At 73.5% G+C, this 14,982-nt stretch carries 17 protein-coding genes and 2 pseudogenes; 10 read left to right on the forward strand and 9 right to left on the reverse strand.

The features are described from left to right. Positions 1-57: 57 nt before the first annotated feature. Entirely contained in the window at positions 58-552 is a 495-nt protein-coding gene (locus IE332_RS27720; RefSeq protein WP_189921534.1) for an RrF2 family transcriptional regulator, read from the reverse strand. Between the two features lie 106 nt (positions 553-658). On the opposite strand from IE332_RS27720, the gene IE332_RS27725 reads away from it, so the two are divergent. Further along, on the forward strand, positions 659-1,390 hold the full coding sequence (locus tag IE332_RS27725) for an SDR family oxidoreductase (protein ID WP_189921536.1): 732 nt from the start codon (positions 659-661) through the stop codon (positions 1,388-1,390). Between the two features lie 111 nt (positions 1,391-1,501). Here IE332_RS27725 and IE332_RS27730 read toward each other — a convergent pair whose 3' ends face one another. From IE332_RS27730 to IE332_RS27760, 7 genes are all read right to left on the reverse strand, one after another. Then, a complete protein-coding gene (locus tag IE332_RS27730; RefSeq protein ID WP_189921538.1) occupies positions 1,502-1,792 on the reverse strand; it encodes a muconolactone Delta-isomerase family protein in 291 nt (96 codons plus the stop codon). Positions 1,793-1,997: 205 nt separating this feature from the next. Beyond that, the gene (locus tag IE332_RS27735) at positions 1,998-2,960 is read right to left on the reverse strand and encodes a VOC family protein (RefSeq protein WP_189921540.1); all 963 of its coding nucleotides are present in this window, start codon (positions 2,958-2,960) and stop codon (positions 1,998-2,000) included. Between the two features lie 98 nt (positions 2,961-3,058). Beyond that, complete coding sequence (locus IE332_RS27740) at positions 3,059-3,784, reverse strand: YoaK family protein (RefSeq protein ID WP_229928961.1); 726 nt, start codon at positions 3,782-3,784, stop codon at positions 3,059-3,061. Further along, on the reverse strand, positions 3,765-4,289 hold the full coding sequence (locus tag IE332_RS27745) for a DoxX family protein (RefSeq protein ID WP_189921542.1): 525 nt from the start codon (positions 4,287-4,289) through the stop codon (positions 3,765-3,767). The genes IE332_RS27740 and IE332_RS27745 overlap by 20 nt, the downstream gene beginning before the upstream one ends. Positions 4,290-4,337: 48 nt before the next feature. Beyond that, positions 4,338-5,000, reverse strand: coding sequence for a hydrolase (locus IE332_RS27750; RefSeq protein ID WP_189921544.1), 663 nt, complete (start codon positions 4,998-5,000; stop codon positions 4,338-4,340). Between the two features lie 78 nt (positions 5,001-5,078). Beyond that, positions 5,079-7,001, reverse strand: coding sequence for an amidohydrolase (locus tag IE332_RS27755; RefSeq protein WP_189921700.1), 1,923 nt, complete (start codon positions 6,999-7,001; stop codon positions 5,079-5,081). Positions 7,002-7,412: 411 nt separating this feature from the next. Continuing rightward, positions 7,413-7,670, reverse strand: coding sequence for a three-helix bundle dimerization domain-containing protein (locus tag IE332_RS27760; RefSeq protein WP_189921546.1), 258 nt, complete (start codon positions 7,668-7,670; stop codon positions 7,413-7,415). A gap of 302 nt (positions 7,671-7,972) precedes the next feature. Here IE332_RS27760 and IE332_RS27765 point away from each other — a divergent pair, with 302 nt between their 5' ends. From IE332_RS27765 to IE332_RS27775, 3 genes are all read left to right on the forward strand, one after another. Further along, the gene (locus tag IE332_RS27765; RefSeq protein WP_189921547.1) at positions 7,973-8,398 is read left to right on the forward strand and encodes a nuclear transport factor 2 family protein; all 426 of its coding nucleotides are present in this window, start codon (positions 7,973-7,975) and stop codon (positions 8,396-8,398) included. Further along, complete coding sequence (locus tag IE332_RS27770; protein ID WP_189921549.1) at positions 8,395-9,243, forward strand: NmrA family NAD(P)-binding protein; 849 nt, start codon at positions 8,395-8,397, stop codon at positions 9,241-9,243. Before IE332_RS27765 ends, IE332_RS27770 begins: the two co-directional genes overlap by 4 nt. A 183-nt stretch (positions 9,244-9,426) precedes the next feature. After that, the gene (locus IE332_RS27775) at positions 9,427-10,077 is read left to right on the forward strand and encodes a TetR/AcrR family transcriptional regulator (RefSeq protein WP_373313856.1); all 651 of its coding nucleotides are present in this window, start codon (positions 9,427-9,429) and stop codon (positions 10,075-10,077) included. A gap of 136 nt (positions 10,078-10,213) precedes the next feature. Here the strand turns inward: IE332_RS27775 and IE332_RS27780 are convergent, their stop codons facing one another. Continuing rightward, on the reverse strand, positions 10,214-11,116 hold the full coding sequence (locus IE332_RS27780) for an MBL fold metallo-hydrolase (RefSeq protein WP_189921553.1): 903 nt from the start codon (positions 11,114-11,116) through the stop codon (positions 10,214-10,216). A gap of 297 nt (positions 11,117-11,413) precedes the next feature. On the opposite strand from IE332_RS27780, the gene IE332_RS27785 reads away from it, so the two are divergent. The 6 genes and pseudogenes from IE332_RS27785 to IE332_RS27810 all read left to right on the forward strand — a co-directional run. Next, entirely contained in the window at positions 11,414-11,623 is a 210-nt protein-coding gene (locus tag IE332_RS27785; RefSeq protein WP_189921555.1) for a hypothetical protein, read from the forward strand. Further along, complete coding sequence (locus tag IE332_RS27790) at positions 11,610-13,001, forward strand: amidase (protein ID WP_189921557.1); 1,392 nt, start codon at positions 11,610-11,612, stop codon at positions 12,999-13,001. The genes IE332_RS27785 and IE332_RS27790 overlap by 14 nt, the downstream gene beginning before the upstream one ends. 176 nt (positions 13,002-13,177) lie before the next feature. Continuing rightward, positions 13,178-13,756: a TetR/AcrR family transcriptional regulator gene (locus IE332_RS27795; RefSeq protein WP_189921559.1), complete on the forward strand. Its 579-nt coding sequence runs from the start codon at positions 13,178-13,180 to the stop codon at positions 13,754-13,756. A gap of 36 nt (positions 13,757-13,792) precedes the next feature. After that, entirely contained in the window at positions 13,793-14,110 is a 318-nt protein-coding gene (locus IE332_RS27800) for a hypothetical protein (protein ID WP_189921561.1), read from the forward strand. A gap of 78 nt (positions 14,111-14,188) precedes the next feature. Continuing rightward, a pseudogene (locus IE332_RS27805) lies at positions 14,189-14,691 on the forward strand (alpha/beta fold hydrolase); the annotation flags it as partial. Beyond that, positions 14,681-14,929: pseudogene (locus IE332_RS27810) on the forward strand (SDR family NAD(P)-dependent oxidoreductase); the annotation flags it as partial. The pseudogenes IE332_RS27805 and IE332_RS27810, both read left to right, overlap by 11 nt. Between the last annotated feature and the right edge of the window lie 53 nt (positions 14,930-14,982).

Here is a 14,982-nt window from a genome sequence, read left to right on the forward strand (position 1 = left end):
GGACGACCGTCGAGGTCGTCCGGCCCCGGCGGTTCCGTGTCCGGCTCCTGAGAACGGTCAGTGAGGCCGGTCGTCCGGGCCCGTGTTCAGCCAGGCGCCGATCCTGGGCAGGGCCTCGGGGCCGCTGTCCTCCTCCACCGACGCGGCGAGGTCCGCGATCGTGACGGCGGCCAGCGACGCGCGCCACGCCGCGTCGGCGGCTCCCATCGCCCGGGCGATCGGGCACCGCTTCGTGCACTGCTCCGGCGGCGTCCCCAGCGGTCCGCGCTGGCGTATCTCGGTGCAGACGAACGCGGGGTTCGCCCCGTCGACGGCCTGCACCACGTCCAGCAGGCTGACCTCCTCGGGCTTCCTGGTGAGGACGTAGCCGCCGGTCTTGCCCTGGATCGAGTGCACCAGGCCCGCGCGGGACAGCGCCTGCATCTGCTTGGCCAGGTAGCTCGGCGACACGTCGTGCAGCGCGGCCAGCCGGGCCGCCGGCACCGGATCACCGGCCGCGGTCAGCACCACGCAGCAGTGCAGCGCCCACTCCACGCCACCGGACAGTTTCATGCCACCTCCACTTGACTCGGACACAGGATATCCGAGTAATATCTCGGATATCAGGTATCCGAGTTTGCGGGGGCTCGGCTCACGGACTCGCGAAGGAAGGCGCACCATGAAGATCACCGTCATCGGCACCGGACTCATCGGCTCGCAGTTCGCCACCGAGCTGACCGCACGAGGCCACGAGGTCACCGCCGCGTCCCTGTCGTCCGGCGTCGACCTGCTCACCGGGGCCGGCCTCGACGGCGCGCTCGCCGGCGCGGAGGCAGTGGTGAACGTGACCAACTCCCCCACGTTCGACGAGAAGTCGATCGAGTTCTTCCGGACCACGGTGGGCAACCTCCTCGCCGCGGGCGAGCGGGCCGGCGTACGCCACCAGGTGGTCCTGTCCATCGTCGGCGTGGACCAGGTCCCCGAACTGGACTACTACCGCGCCAAGACGCTCCAGGAAGAGCTGCTGCGCAACGGTCCGACGCCCTACTCGATCGTGCGCGCCACCCAGTTCTTCGAGTTCATGGAGCCGACCATGTCGTGGACCTCGGACGAGACCGCGGTGCGGCTGCCAGCGACGCCGCTCCAGCCGATCGCCAGCCGCGACATCGTCGACGTCCTCGCGGACGTGGCCACCGGCACGCCGCTCGACGGGATCCTCGACATCGCGGGCCCCGACACGTTCACGCTCGACGAGATCGGCCGCATGACGCTGGCCGCGCGGGGCGACCGGCGCCCCGTCGTCGTCGACGACCAGGCCGGCCTGTTCGCCGCCGTCCACGGAGACGTCCTCACCCCGGGCCCCGGCGCCCGCCTGGCACCGACCCGCTACCAGGACTGGCTCAAGGGCTGACACTCCCGGCGGCGCGCGGAACGGCGCCGCACACCACGGGCACTCCGGACCGGGCAGGGCGCGCTGGGTTGTCGAGCGCGCCCCGCCCGGCCGGGCAGGGGATTCCAGGGTTTACGGCTGTCCCGGGTCGTTGGGGTGGGGTTCGAGGGCGGTCACGGTGAGGGTCATCCACGGGCGCAGCGGGAGGGTGCCGAGCACCTCGTCGTGCAGCTCGCGCTCGTCGGCGGCGCGCCAGAGGCCGATGCTCCGCAGTTCGCCGACCGGGCGCCAGAGGCGGGCCAGGTGGCCGGCGGCGGCGAGTTCGCGGGCGCGGACGGCTTCGGCGGCCCGGCGGCGGTCGACCTCGGCGGGGGCGGTGCCGTCGGGCACGGTGGTGGTGATCTCGACCAGGAACTCGCGCATCGGACTCCTCGCTGGACGCCCCGGCGAAGGGCCGGGGTGCTGTGGGGTGCGCCGCGGTTCCGGCGCACCGTCGTGACCTCATGGTGCGTCGGAGCCGGCGGGGACGCCACGAGCGGCGGGGCTGGCTGGCCGGTGCGCCGGCCGTGCTCGACCTGCGCCGTGCCCACCGCGGCCGGGGCACGGCGGCGGTGGGCACGGCGGCCGGTCAGCGGTCGGTGTGGACCCCCGCGGTGTGGACCTCCGCGGTGTAGCCGCCCGGGAACCGCACCATCGCGCTGTCCCGGCCGCCGGCGGAGACCGGTCCCCACAGCACGGACGCCCCGGCGGCCTTCGCCCGCGCCAGGGTGGCGCCGAGGTCCGCCACGCCGTAGCCGGTGAGCTCGCGGCCGAAGGGGTACGGCAGGTGGCCGTCCGTCACGGCGACCGTCGTGGTGCCGAAGCCGGAGGTGAGGCGCAGCAGCCGGTAGGTGGTGCCGGGCAGTCCGATCGCGGCGCCGTCGGCACGGCGGTCGTCGGAGACGATCCGTCCGCCGGTGAAGGGGAGGAAGCTGCGCAGGAAGGCGCCGACCTCGTCCGGTGACAGGTAGAGCCGGTTCTCCGGCACGCTGGCCAGTTCGGGGTAGGACGGCGGCGTGGTGTGCACGTAGAGCTGGGCGTTGACCCCGCCGGGGAACCGGATGACGGCGTCGCGGCCGATCGGGTCGGCGAAGGGTGCCACGGTCACGGCGGCGCCGTCGGCCCGGGCGGCGCGGACGGCCTGGTCGAGGTCGGTGACCAGCCAGCCGGTGCGCTCGGTGCCGAACGGGTACGGGACGGGCGTGGTGAAGTCGAACACGGACAGCGTGCCGACCGGGGAGATCACCAGCTCGGAGAGCGTCCGGCTGGGCGTGGGCGTCACCTGTGTGGCGTTCGGCCCGATCGTCGTCCCGCCGAAGGTGGCCACCCAACTGGCCGCGAACGCCTGCTCGGTGCCCGGTTCGACGTACACGTGGGTGGAGTCGTACTGCGGGCCGACGGCCAACTGCCGGTGCGAGGCGGTCGGCGTGGCCTGGGTGCCCTGGGCCAGTGAGGCGGTGGGGACCGCCGTCAGCGCGACGATGGCCGCCACCAGCAGGACCAGCCGTCGGGTGAGGCGTCGGGTCAGGCGTCGGGTCGGGCGTCGTTTCATCGGGTGACCTCCCGGTCATGGTGCGCACCCGGCCTCCGAGCGAGGGACACACCGGGCGCGCGGTTGTCGTGGGTACCTTTCAGGCCGGTCCCCGCCGTTCAGCCCGTCGGCGCGGCCCAGGGCGCGTCGGGGGCCGAGACCCGGTGGGCGGCCACCGCGGTGGCCAGGAGCAGCAGGGCGGCGAGGGCGAGGGCCGCGGCGAGCGGTCCGTTCAGGACCAGGGCCGCGCCCGCGAGGCCGCCGAGCAGCATCGCCAGCGCGGAGAGGATCCGGCGCCCCGGCCGCGGTGCCGCGCCGCCGGCCGGGGTCGAGTCGGCGGCGAGGCCGGTCAGGGTGAGGGTGAGGACGGTGGTGGTCAGGTCGGGTACGGCGAGCCTCCGGACCACCGCGTTCTGCAGCCCCATGGCCAGGCCCAGCAGGACGATCAGGGCGTAGTCGGCGCCGCCGTCCGCGATCGCGGCGGTGACGGCGGCGCCGGCGGTGAGGACGGTCTGGGTGCCGGTGGCCGCGGTCAGCAGGCGCCCGCGGTGGGCCGCCAGTCGGCTGCCGAGCCGTCCGCCGGCGAGCGCGCCGGTCAGGAACGCCGCAAGGGAGACCAGCGAGGCGGTGGCCGACAGGCCCGGGGCGCCCGCCAGGGCGAAGCCGAGGAAGACCACGTTGCCGGTCATGTTGGCCACGAAGACGTGGCCGAGGCCCAGGTAGCTCACCGCGTCGACCACCCCGGTGGTGACCGTCAGCAGCAGCATCAGCGGCGGCAGCGGACCGTGTCGGTCGGTGCGCGGCGGGGCGACGGCCCGCAGGGCGTCAGTCAGCAGGGCGCGCACTGGCGGTGGCCTCCTCGGGCGTGGGCGGGCGGTGCAGGGCGAGCCGGGTGAGCAGCCCGCTCGCCGGGCCGAGCACCAGGGCCGCGACCGACAGCCAGAGCGGCCAGGCGCTCAGGCCGGCGGCGTGGTCCACGGACCAGCGGCCCGGGCCGGTGAGGGCGAGCGCTCCCGTGACGACGACCAGTACCAGCGGGTACTCGTAGCCGTCGTCCTGCACCCAGAGCCCGTGCGGCAGCTTGACGGTGATCGCCACCGTCATCACGCCCATGGCGACCATGGCCGCCGGCGGCGTGAGCGCGCCCAGGGCCAGGAACAGGCCCGAACCGATCTGCCCGGCGCCCGCGGCGAGCGCGGTGAGCGCCCCGCCGCGGAAGCCGTCGTGCCGGAACTCCTCGGTGCCGCCGGCGAGGCCGCGGCCGCCGAGGCGGTGGCTCACCTTCTGTGTTCCGTGTCCGGCGATGAGCAGGCCCACCACCACGCGGAGGATCAGCAGTCCGGTATCCATCGTGTCCTGTCCCTGGTCCCTGTTCTGATGCGGTGTCGCCGGAGCGGGTCAGCCGGCGGCGTGCTCGCCGATGACGGCCTGGGCGTAGACGACCCCGAGGCCGTACGCGCCGGCGTGCTCCTTGACGATCTCCATGACGGCGCCGTAGGTCTCCGTCCGGGCCCAGTCACGCTGGAGTTCGAGCAGCACCTGGACCCAGGTGACCGGCACCGCGCCGGCCTGGGTCATCCGCTGGACGGCGTGCTCGTGGGCCTGCGGGGAGACGCCGCCGGAGGCGTCGGTGACGACGTAGACCTCGTAGCCCTGGTCGATCATCGACAGGACCGGCAGGACCAGGCAGACCTCGGTCCACAGGCCGGCGATGACGACCTTGCCGCGCCCGGTGGCCTTGACCGCCTCGACGACCGCCTCGTCCTCCCAGGCGTTCATCGAGGTGCGGTCGAGGATCTCGGCCTTGGGGAAGACCGCGGCCAGCTGCGGCAGCAGCGGGCCGGAGAAGGACTCGGCGGCGACGGTGGTCAGCACGGCGGGCACGTCGAAGGCGCGGGCGGCCTTGGCGAGGCCGACGGTGGCGTTGATGATCGCGGTGCGGTCGCCGCTGCCGGTGCCGAAGAACATCTGCGGCTGGTGGTCCACGAACAGCACCACGGCGTTGTCGGGGGTCAGCAGGTCGGGGCTGGGGGTGGCGCGGACCTGGGTGAGGTCGACCATGACGGGGTTCCCTTCGGTTGTTTCGGTGAGTCCCCCGCGCGGTGGTCCGCGCGGGGCTGGGGCAGGTGGTGAAAGTGGTCAGAGGAGGAAGCAGGGGTCGAACGGCTGGTGCTGTCCGGCCGCGAGACCGCGTTCGACGCGCCACCGGCGGTGCAGCTCGGACTCGGCGACGACCTCGCCGAGCAGCTCCGCCTGGCGGGCGCCCGCGGCGGAGGTGCTGCCGGAGGTGCTGCCGGAGATACGGCCCGAAGTACCGCCCGGGGGACGGCCGGAGGCCTGGTAGCCGCCGAAGTGGGCGACCGGGCTCCAGTCCGGGCTGACCGCCGGGAGTTCCTCGTCCATGCCCTCGTACTCGGCCGCCGCGTGGACGATCCGGCCGCCGACGACGGTGAGCAGGGACTCGATGGCCGGGATGTCCGGCTCGGGCACGGTGAAGTAGTCCTCGGACAGGACCGCCAGGTCGCCGTAACAGCCGGGCCGCAGCACACTCTTGACGTCCTGCTCGCCGGTGAGCGCGGCGCCCGCCGTGGTGTACATCGCGAGCGCGGTCGCCCGGTCCACCCGGTTCTGCGGCGGCCGGATCGCCAGGCCGCCGACCGTGCGGCCGGAGACCAGCCAGTGCAGGGCGACCCACGGGTTGTACGAGGACACCCGGGTGGCGTCGGTGCCGGCCGCGACGGCCAGCCCGCGGTCCAGCATCGCGCGGATCGGCGGCGCCTCGGCGGCCGCGCCGAAGCCGTACCGGCGGGTGAACGCCTCGCCCTGGAAGGAGAGCCGGTTCTGCACCGAGAGCGAGCCGCCGAGCGCCGCGATCCGGTCGAGGCTCTCCGGGGAGACGGTCTCCGCGTGGTCGAACAGCCACCGGTTGCCGGCCGGGAAGAGGCCCTCGGCGGCCAGCTTCTCGAACACCGCGAGGTCGCGCCGGATCGTCTCGTCGTAGGTCGCGTGCAGCCGGAAGCCCCAGCCGTTCTCCATGAGCAGCCGGACGGCCTTCTCGAACTCGGCTTCGTAGCCTTCGAGTTCGGGCCGGGGTTCGGCGAAGTTCTCGAAGTCGGCGGCGGCCCAGGTGAGGTTCTCGCCGGCGCCGTTCAGCCGCAGCCACTCGTCGCCGTCCCCCGGGCGGACCGTCTCGATCCACCGGGCGAGGTCGTCCAGTTCCTGGCCCGCGGTCTGCGGGAACAGGTGGTAGGCGATGCGCAGTGAGAGCAGCCCCTCGCGGGCGAGTTCGGTCACCGTGGCGTAGTTCTCGGGGAAGTTCTGGAACCCGCCGGCGGCGTCGATCGCCGAGGTCAGCCCGAAGCGGTTCAGCTCGCGCAGGAAGTGCCGGGTGGACGTCCGGCGGTCCTCGCCCTCCAACACCGGGGCCTTGGCCAGCGTGGAGTAGAGGACCAGGGCACTCGGGGCGGCCAGCAGCATGCCGTTGGGCTCGCCGCCGCGGCCCCGGACGATCCGGCCGCCCCTCGGGTCGGGGGTGTCCCGGGTGTAGCCGGCGGCCTTCAACGCCGCGCGGTTGAGGATCGCCGACTGGTAGAGGTGCAGGACGAACACCGGGGTGTCCGGCGCGGCCTCGTTCAGCTCGGCGGGCGTCGGCAGCCGCCGCTCGGCGAACTGCTCCGCCGACCAGCCGCCCACCACCCGCACCCACTGCCCCGCGGGGGTGCGGGCGGCCTGCTCCCGCAGCATCGCCAGGGCCTGGCGCAGCGAGGTGACGCCGTCCCAGCGCAGCTCCAGGACGTAGTTGAGGCCGCCCCGGATCACGTGCAGGTGCGCGTCGTTGAGCCCGGGCACCACGCGCCGCCCGAGGGCGTCCACCACGGTGGTGGCCGGTCCGATGAGCGGGGCGACGTCCGCGTCGTCCCCGACGGCGGTGATCAGGCCGTCGCGGACGGCGAGGGCGCCGGCCTGTGGACGGCGGGCGTCCCCGGTGTAGATCTTCGCGTTGCGGACGACGACGTCGGCGGCGTCGTCGACCGCGCGGGGAACCAGCCCGCCGACCGGCATTGCAGGCACCTCGACAACCTCCTGTGACGGGTTCGGGCCGCCGCACCGGTGCGGGCGGCGACGTGGATGTCCGAGCGGGCGGAGGTCACGGGCCCGTCCCGCTCGGACACATGACAGGACGTTAGGTCGGCGGTCCGTACCGGACTTGGCTCCCAGCGCACCGTCTCCGTTCCGACAGCGCACCGCCCCACGGTGCGCTGTGGAGCGATGCGCCGTCGGGCGGTGTTTCGTCGGCGGACTCGCCTTCGGACGGCCCCCCGGACGTCGCGGGTCACCCCCGGCGTCGGCAAGGGTCGCTCAACTCGTCAGCCCCCGTGGGATGTTGCTCACCCGGAGGTCGATCGGGGGCATGTTGAGCGCTACCCTGAGCCACGACTCCGATGAGCGGGATCGGCCCTCGGGGGTGCCGGGTCAGCCGGCCGGGCCGGGCCGGGTGCCCGGTGGCGGCAGTTCGAGCAGGGCCCTGGCGCGGCGCTCCGTCAGGATCGGGATGAACGCCCGGACCTTGGCGTCGCGCAGTTCGGCGTAGGCGCCCGCGACGAGGGCGTCCACGGTGGCGGGGTCGGCCGCGGGGTGAGCGGACTTGAGCCGGGTGGCGACCAGCCGCATCGCCTCCGCGTCCTCGGGCGAGGCCCAGGTCACGGTCGCCACGTCCGCCGCGACAGCCACGTCCGACACGTCCGGCCGCGGCAGGTCCGGTCGGCCGCCCAGTCCTCCACCGCCGCCGTCCGCACCGAGCCCACGCCCCTTCGCATCCGCCTGAGAGCCGACCCCCGTCTCCAGCATTCTCCGACTGCCCGGACCGGAGCGCCTGCCGGTGCCGGGTAGCGCTCACTCCCACGCCCGGATCGGCCACCGCCGCCGTGACGGGACCCACCGCGCTTGAGAAACGGACCAGCGGTCCGTATGCTACGAATCAAAGCGGACCGTTGGTCCGTTTCATGCCGTCGAGCAGAACGGAAACCTTGACCATGACAGTGCCGATGACAGCCGCGGAGCTGTACCACCACGGGTTGCGACTGCTGCTGGAGAAGGACGTCTCCGGCTGGGTGGACCTGTGGGACGAGGACGGCGTGCTTGAATTCCCCTTCGCGCCCCAGGGCTGGCCGACCCGCCTGGAGGGCAAGGCCGCGGTCGGCGAGTACATGCGGCACTACCCCGACCACATCGACCTGCACGACTTCCCCGAGGTGACGATCCACCAGACCGTCGCCCCCGGGACGATCGTGGTGGAGATGCGCGGGGTCGGCCGCCTGGTGGCGACGGACAGCCCCTTCGACCTGACCTACATCGCCGTGGTCACCGTCAAGGACGGGCGCATCACCTCCTACCGCGACTACTGGAACCCCCTCGCCGTGGCGCAGACCGGCGCCGACTTCCTGGCAGCGACCCGATGAACGCACCCGGCACCACCCTGGTCATCGGGGCCACCGGCACCACCGGCCGCCGCGTCGTCGCCGGACTGACCGCCGAGGGGCATCGCGTCAAGGCCGCCGGCCGGACCGCCGCCGCGGTGACGGGAGCCCGGGCCGTCCGCTTCGACTGGGACGTTCCCGCGACCTGGAGCGAGGCCGTCGACGGCGTCGACCGCGTCTACCTCGTCCCGCCCATCGGATCCGCCGAGCCGGCCGCGGTCATGCTGCCCTTCCTCCGCCAGGCCCGTGCGGCCGGCGTGCACCGCGCCGTGCTGCTCAGCTCCTCGGCGATCCCCGTCGGCGGTCCGGCGGTGGGCCGGGTCCACCAGGAGCTGCCCGGCCTGTTCGAGCAGTGGGCGGTGCTGCGGCCCTCCTGGTTCATGCAGAACTTCACCGGCTCCATGCCCCACGCGCGCAGCATCCGCGAGGACGGCGCCGTCCTGACGGCCACGGGGAACGGCCGCGTCGGGTTCGTCGACGCCGAGGACATCGCCGCCGTCGCCGTCCGCGCCCTGACCGACGACCGGTCCCCCGACACCGACCTGGTCCTGACCGGGCCGGAGACGCTCAGCTACGACGACGTCGCCGCGACCGTCGCCGCGGTCACCGGCCGTCCCGTCGTCCACCGGCACCTGACGTACGAGCAGCTGCGCGACCGCTGGGCGGCCGAGATACCACCGGCCTTCGCCACCATGCTGGCCGGCATGGACCGCGCCATCGCCGCCGGCGCGGAGGACCGCACCACGGACACCGTCCAGCGCCTCACCGGCCGCCCCCCGGGCACCTTCCGCGCCTTCGCCGAACGGGAGCTGTCCGGAAGCCGTTGAGGTCCACGACGGTCCGCCGGCCGGAGGAGGAGCGCGGGGCCACCCGGGCGCCCGCCGGCCGGCGGTAGCGCGTATCGTCGGATGGCGCGACGGCACCATCCGACCCGCTTCGCGCCACGCGCGCCCACCGGACACCGTGAACCCGCCCGGGGGCCGCGACAGGCCGAGGACGAAGGAGGAAGCGTGGCCCAGCGCACGGAGCGCGAGGAGCGCACTGACCGTACGGGGCGCACCGACCGTACGGGGCGCACCGAGCGCGCGGACGCCCTGCGCAACCGGGAGGCCGTCCTGGCCGCCGCCGACGCGCTCTTCGCCGCCAGCAGCAGCCCCCACAGCGTGTCGATGGACGACATCGCGGCAGCCGCGGGCGTGGGCAAGGGCACCCTCTTCCGCCGCTTCGGCGACCGCGCCGGCCTGATCGGCGCCGTCATCGCCTCCCGCCTGGAACCCCTCCGGAAAGCACAGGACGCGGCGGCGTCCGCACCACGGCAGCGGGTGCTGGACCTGCTCGACGCCGCGCTGCGCTTCAAGATCGAGAACCGGAACCTGATGGCGGCGGCGGAGGGCGCCGGACTCGGCAGCCCCTACCAGGCCGCGCACTACGCCTGGTGGCACGAGACGCTCCGGGCGGCCCTGGACCAGGTGCCCGGCGTCCGCGCCGCGGACTTCACCGCCCACGCCCTGCTGGCCGCCCTCCGCGCGGACCTCGTGGCACACCTGATCGACGATCGGAAGATGACGCCCGAGGCCCTGCGCTCCGCGCTCGCGGCCCACCTCGACAACGTCCTCGGCAGCAGCTCCGGTCCGCCGGAGTCCACGCCCAAGGAGGCCTGAGGGGCCGGCCCCGCTCCCCAGACCGCCGGCCGGGGGTGCTCAGCCGCCGTCCCGGACCGCGGTGAGGCACTGCTCGCAGAGGTCCGCCAGATCGAGTCGGCCCTCGTGCCCGGCCCAGATCTCGGTGGCATCGGCCTCAGGAAGCGGGGACGGGCTCCAACCGGTAGGCGTCCCCGTGGGCGACCACGCGGCCGGCGGTGGGCGGGGCGAAGTGGGTGCCGAGGAGGAGGGTGTCCGTGCCGACGAGGGAGCCGAGCAGCGTGCGGCGGGTGGCCTCGGACTTCCGCGGGTCGATGTCGACGCAGGCGCCGATGGCGGGGTGGGCGAGCTGGACGGGGTGGTGGACGCAGTCGCCGGAGATCAGCGCCGTCTCCCCCTGGCTGGTCAGTTCCACCGCGACGTGGCCGGGGGTGTGGCCGGGGGTCGGGATCAAGCGCAGGCCGGGGGCGATCTCGGCCCCCTTGTGCGGGACGTCGACCGTGCTCAGCAGACCCGCCCGTTCGACCGGGATCACGGAGTCGCGGAACATCTGTTCGCGTGCCTCCTCCATGTCGTACGTGGCCCAGAACTCCCGCTCGGCGCGGGAGGTGAGGTAGCGGGCGTTGGGGAAGGTGGGGACCCATTCGCCGTTCACCTGCCGTGTGTTCCAGCCGACGTGATCGGCGTGCAGGTGAGTGAGGATCACCAGGTCGACGGAGTCCGGGGGGAAACCGGCGGCGGTGAGGCGCTCCAGGAAGTCGGTCCGCAGGTTGTGCCAGGCCGGGTTGGCCCGCTCCTTGCCGTTGCCGATGCCGGTGTCGACGAGAACGCGCAGCCCGTTCACGACGAACGCGAAGCTGTGGCTGTCGATGTGCAGGCTCCCGTCCCGGCCGGCGAAGTGGGGGTGCAGCCAGTCCTGGGCGGTCACCACCTCAGGGGTGGCGTCGGGCAGCAGCCAGGGTCCGGTCGCGGGCGGCAGGGCGACCTCGTCGACGCGGTGGACGGTGACGCCGCCCACGGTCCAGGAGGGAATGGGGGTGGCGGCGGGGGAGGTGTGCATGGTGTGTCGGTTCCTTTGTTCTCTTCAGTGGGAGCGGTCGGCTTCGGGGCGGGCCGCCCCGCGTCGTGACGCGGTGAGCGCCGCCAGGGCCGCTAGGGCCAGGAGGGCGGCGGTGATGGCGTAGGCGTGACGGTGACCGTGGGGGCGTCGGACATGACGTCGGGCATGGGACTCCTTCCGCAAATGCAACACATTTGCTTTAGTGCGACCATAGGGCCTACGGTCGCACTAAAGCAAACTGTTGGCTTTTAGTGCGGGGGCGCTTCGCTGCCACGCCCCCTGACCAGGAGAAACCACGTGCCCTCCGCTGAACTCACGCCGCCCGAGGCCGCCCGCTGGGCCGCCCGTGCCGGACTTCCGCTGCCCGACGACCGCCACGCCGCGGTCGCCGCCACCGCTGACCACATCCACTCCGTCGTCGCGGTCCTGCGCGAGCTGGACTTCGGGGACACCCCGCCCGCCAGCGCCTACCGCGCCGGAAAGGAGAAGCACGATGCAGCCGTATGAGCTGACCCTGGCCGACGCCGCGCAGCAGATCCGGGCCCGCCGGCTGTCCCCCGTCGAGCTGGTGGACTCGGTCCTCGACCGCATCGACCAGGTGGACCCGCACGTCGGGGCGTACGTCGCGGTCACCGCCGAGCAGGCCCGCGGCGCGGCGCGGGAGGCCGAGCAGGAAGCGGCCCGCGGCGTGTTCCGGGGGCCGCTGCACGGCGTCCCGGTCGCGCTCAAGGACCTGATCGACGTCGCCGGTTCGGCCACCAGCGCCAGCTCCCGGGTCCGGGCCGGCCACCGCGCGGCCGCCGACAGCACGGTCGCCGCCCGGCTGCGGGCCGCAGGCTCCGTCCTGGTCGGCAAGACCCACACCCACGAGTTCGCCTACGGCCTGACCACCCCGCAGACCGGCAACGCCTGGGACCGCGGCCGGGTCGCGGGAGGCTCCAGCGGCGGGTCCGCCGTCGCGGTGGCGGCCGGGGCGGCGACCTTCGCCCTCGGCACCGACACCGGCGGGTCGATCCGGGTGCCCGCCGCGCTGAACGGGGTCGTCGGCTTCAAGCCCACCTACGGGCTGGTGCCACGCCACGGCGTCACGTCGCTGTCCTGGTCACTGGACCACGTCGGACCGGTCACCCGCACCGTCGAGGACGCAGCCCTGGTCCTGACCGTCCTCGCCGGGCACGACCCGCGTGACCCCGCCGCGCTGGACACCCCCGCCGTCGACTACCGGCCGGAACCGGAGCCGGACCTGACGGGCGTGCGCGTCGGGGTACCGCGCAACTACTACTTCGACCATGTCGACGCGGAGGTGGAGACCACCGTCCGCCGGGGCATCGCGCAGCTGGAGACGCTCGGCGCCCGTCTCGTCGAGATCGACATCCCGATGACCAGGTACATCCAGGCCACCCAGTGGGGGCTGATGGTGCCGGAGGCCACCGCCTACCACGAGGGCACGCTGCGTACGGTCCCCGAGCTGTACCAGGCGGACGTCCGCATCCTCCTGGAGGCCGGTGAGCTGATGGGCGCGGGCGACTATCTGCGTGCCCAGCGCTCCCGGACGCTCATGCGGGAGGAATGGGCCCGCGTTCTGGAGAAGGTCGACGTGATCGCCGCCCCGGCGGTCCCGATGACCGCGGTGAAGGCCGGTCAGGACAGTGTCACCTGGTCCGACGGCACGGTCGAGAGCGTCTCCGACGCCTACGTGCGTCTGTCCTCCCCGGCCAACATCACCGGAGTACCCGCCCTGTCCGTCCCGGTGGGCCACGACACGGCGGGCCTGCCGATCGGCATGCAGCTGCTCGGACGGCCCCTCGGCGAGCGGCAGCTGCTGCGGGTGGGCCACGCCTACGAGCGGACGCAGTCCGCCCGACCGCTCGCGCCGACCGCCTGAGAACGGCATACGGGCCGGGCCGGAACCGTCCGGCCCGGCCCGGCCTGTATGCGTTCGGCTCCGGTCGGGATCAGGACCGGATGCCCGCAGCGAGGAGATCGGCAAGGGGGGCCTGGCGCCGCCGTCGAGCCGGCATGCTCCTCCTAAACGCAATATCCGTGCTTTAAGATGGAGTCATGAGTCGCAAGCCGATGGCGCGCCCCGGCGGGCGCAGTGCACGGGTCCAGGCTTCGGTGCACACCGCCGTCCGCGAACTCCTGTCGGAGCAGGGCCGCGACGCGGTGACCGTCCCGCTGGTCGCCCAGCGCGCCGGAGTCACCCCCTCGACGATCTATCGCCGCTGGGGCGACCTTCAGGAGCTGCTGTCGGACGTCGCGGTGGAGCGCCTGCGGCCCGACACAGCGCCGGAGAACCACGGCGACCTGCTGTCCGACCTGACGGCCTGGGCCGAACAGTTCCTCGACGAGATGTCGTCCCCCTCCGGCCGCGCCTACATCCGTGACGCTCTGCTCGGCGACCGGGACGGCAGCAACGCCGGCCGGTGCTCGGCCTACGCGGCCGAACAGATCGACGTCATGCTCGCCCGCGCGATCGGTCGCGAGGAGAAAACCCCCGACGTCGAGACGGCGATGGATCGCGTGGTCGCCCCCATGATGTACCGCATCCTCTTCCGCCCGGCCGGACTCGACGCCGCGTACGCCCGTCGGCTCGTGACCGACCTCCTCGACGCCGGCGAAAAACACCCCCTCCCATGATCCCGCGCAGCACGAGGAAGTCGGGTACGTGCCGGCGTGGACGGCCGTCGACGGCAGTGGACAGGAGGAACGGCCGGGCGAAGAGGGCCGTCAGCCACCGGTCCCGCGAACGTCACCGTCACCATCGGGGAAGCGACCTTCGGCATCACCGGTGACCGGCGCCACGGCACGGAGACGGTCCAGCCCGCGGGATCGGCCCAGTGCTCAGCGCCGACATGGGACCCGAAGGCCGACTACGACAAGGGGGCGGTCGTCACGCACAAGAACCACCGCTGGGTCGCCCAGTACTGGGCCGACAAGGGCGGTGAACCGGGCGTCGCCCCGGTCTGGAGGAACATCAGCCCCCACGACTGACCACCGACAGAGAAGCATGATGAGGGTGCCCAGAGGACGGTCGTGCCGACCGTCCTCTGGGCACCCTCATCGCCACCGGCGAGCAAGGACCCCGCCAAGCGCCGCGGTGTGCTCTTCACCAATCCGGGCGGCCCCGGCGTCCCGGGACTCGGCTACCCGACGGCCCTCGTCGCCGCGGGGCTGCCGAAGGACGTCGTCGACTCCTACGACCTGATCGGTTTCGACCCGCGGGGCGTCGGCCGCAGCACGCCGGTCACCTGTGACCTGACACCGTGGCAGCAGCAACGCGGCAGCAGCAACGCGGCAGCTTCCCGCCGTACGCGCACACCGCGGCCGACGTCGCCCGGGAGGCGGAGAACGCGCGGGCCGTCGCCCGGCAGTGCGCCGCCTCGCGGACCGGGTGGATGCTGCCGCACACCACCACCGCGAACACCGCACGCGACATGGACCGGATCCGCGCGGCGCTGGGCGAGCCGAAGGCCTCCTACTTCGGCACCTCCTACGGCAGTTACCTCGGCGCGGCCTACGCCTCGATGTTCCCCGAGCGCGGCGACCGGATCCTGCTCGACAGCAACCTCGGCCGCCGGAGTCTTCACGTACAAGACGGTCCAGCAGGGGGCGGCCACCAGCATGGTCGCGGCCGTCGCCCCGGAGTTCGCCCACTCCGGGGGCCACTACCTCGACGACGCGCGAGAGGCCTACACCGTGCCGAACGACGCCGACCTCGCGCAGCACCCGCACGGTGTCAAGGAATGGGCGCTCGATCCCGCCGTCGCCGAGCGCCTCTGGGCGGTCTCGACCGACCTGCTCCGCGCCTGAGCTCTCGAGCCTCTCGACGCCGCGACACCCCGCGTCGATCGCGGGCTCGGCTG

The organism is Kitasatospora xanthocidica, assembly GCF_014656195.1.
GTDB lineage: Bacteria > Actinomycetota > Actinomycetes > Streptomycetales > Streptomycetaceae > Kitasatospora > Kitasatospora xanthocidica.

Bases quoted from the DNA above. Each gene is read 5' to 3' on its own strand.
- IE332_RS27720 (WP_189921534.1), bottom strand. From the start codon at position 552: ATGAAACTGTCCGGTGGCGTGGAGTGGGCGCTGCACTGCTGCGTGGTG.
- IE332_RS27725 (WP_189921536.1), top strand. From the start codon at position 659: ATGAAGATCACCGTCATCGGCACCGGACTCATCGGCTCGCAGTTCGCC.
- IE332_RS27730 (WP_189921538.1), bottom strand. From the start codon at position 1,792: ATGCGCGAGTTCCTGGTCGAGATCACCACCACCGTGCCCGACGGCACC.
- IE332_RS27735 (WP_189921540.1), bottom strand. From the start codon at position 2,960: ATGAAACGACGCCCGACCCGACGCCTGACCCGACGCCTCACCCGACGG.
- IE332_RS27745 (WP_189921542.1), bottom strand. From the start codon at position 4,289: ATGGATACCGGACTGCTGATCCTCCGCGTGGTGGTGGGCCTGCTCATC.
- IE332_RS27750 (WP_189921544.1), bottom strand. From the start codon at position 5,000: ATGGTCGACCTCACCCAGGTCCGCGCCACCCCCAGCCCCGACCTGCTG.
- IE332_RS27755 (WP_189921700.1), bottom strand. From the start codon at position 7,001: ATGCCGGTCGGCGGGCTGGTTCCCCGCGCGGTCGACGACGCCGCCGAC.
- IE332_RS27765 (WP_189921547.1), top strand. From the start codon at position 7,973: ATGACAGTGCCGATGACAGCCGCGGAGCTGTACCACCACGGGTTGCGA.
- IE332_RS27770 (WP_189921549.1), top strand. From the start codon at position 8,395: ATGAACGCACCCGGCACCACCCTGGTCATCGGGGCCACCGGCACCACC.
- IE332_RS27780 (WP_189921553.1), bottom strand. From the start codon at position 11,116: ATGCACACCTCCCCCGCCGCCACCCCCATTCCCTCCTGGACCGTGGGC.
- IE332_RS27790 (WP_189921557.1), top strand. From the start codon at position 11,610: ATGCAGCCGTATGAGCTGACCCTGGCCGACGCCGCGCAGCAGATCCGG.
- IE332_RS27795 (WP_189921559.1), top strand. From the start codon at position 13,178: ATGAGTCGCAAGCCGATGGCGCGCCCCGGCGGGCGCAGTGCACGGGTC.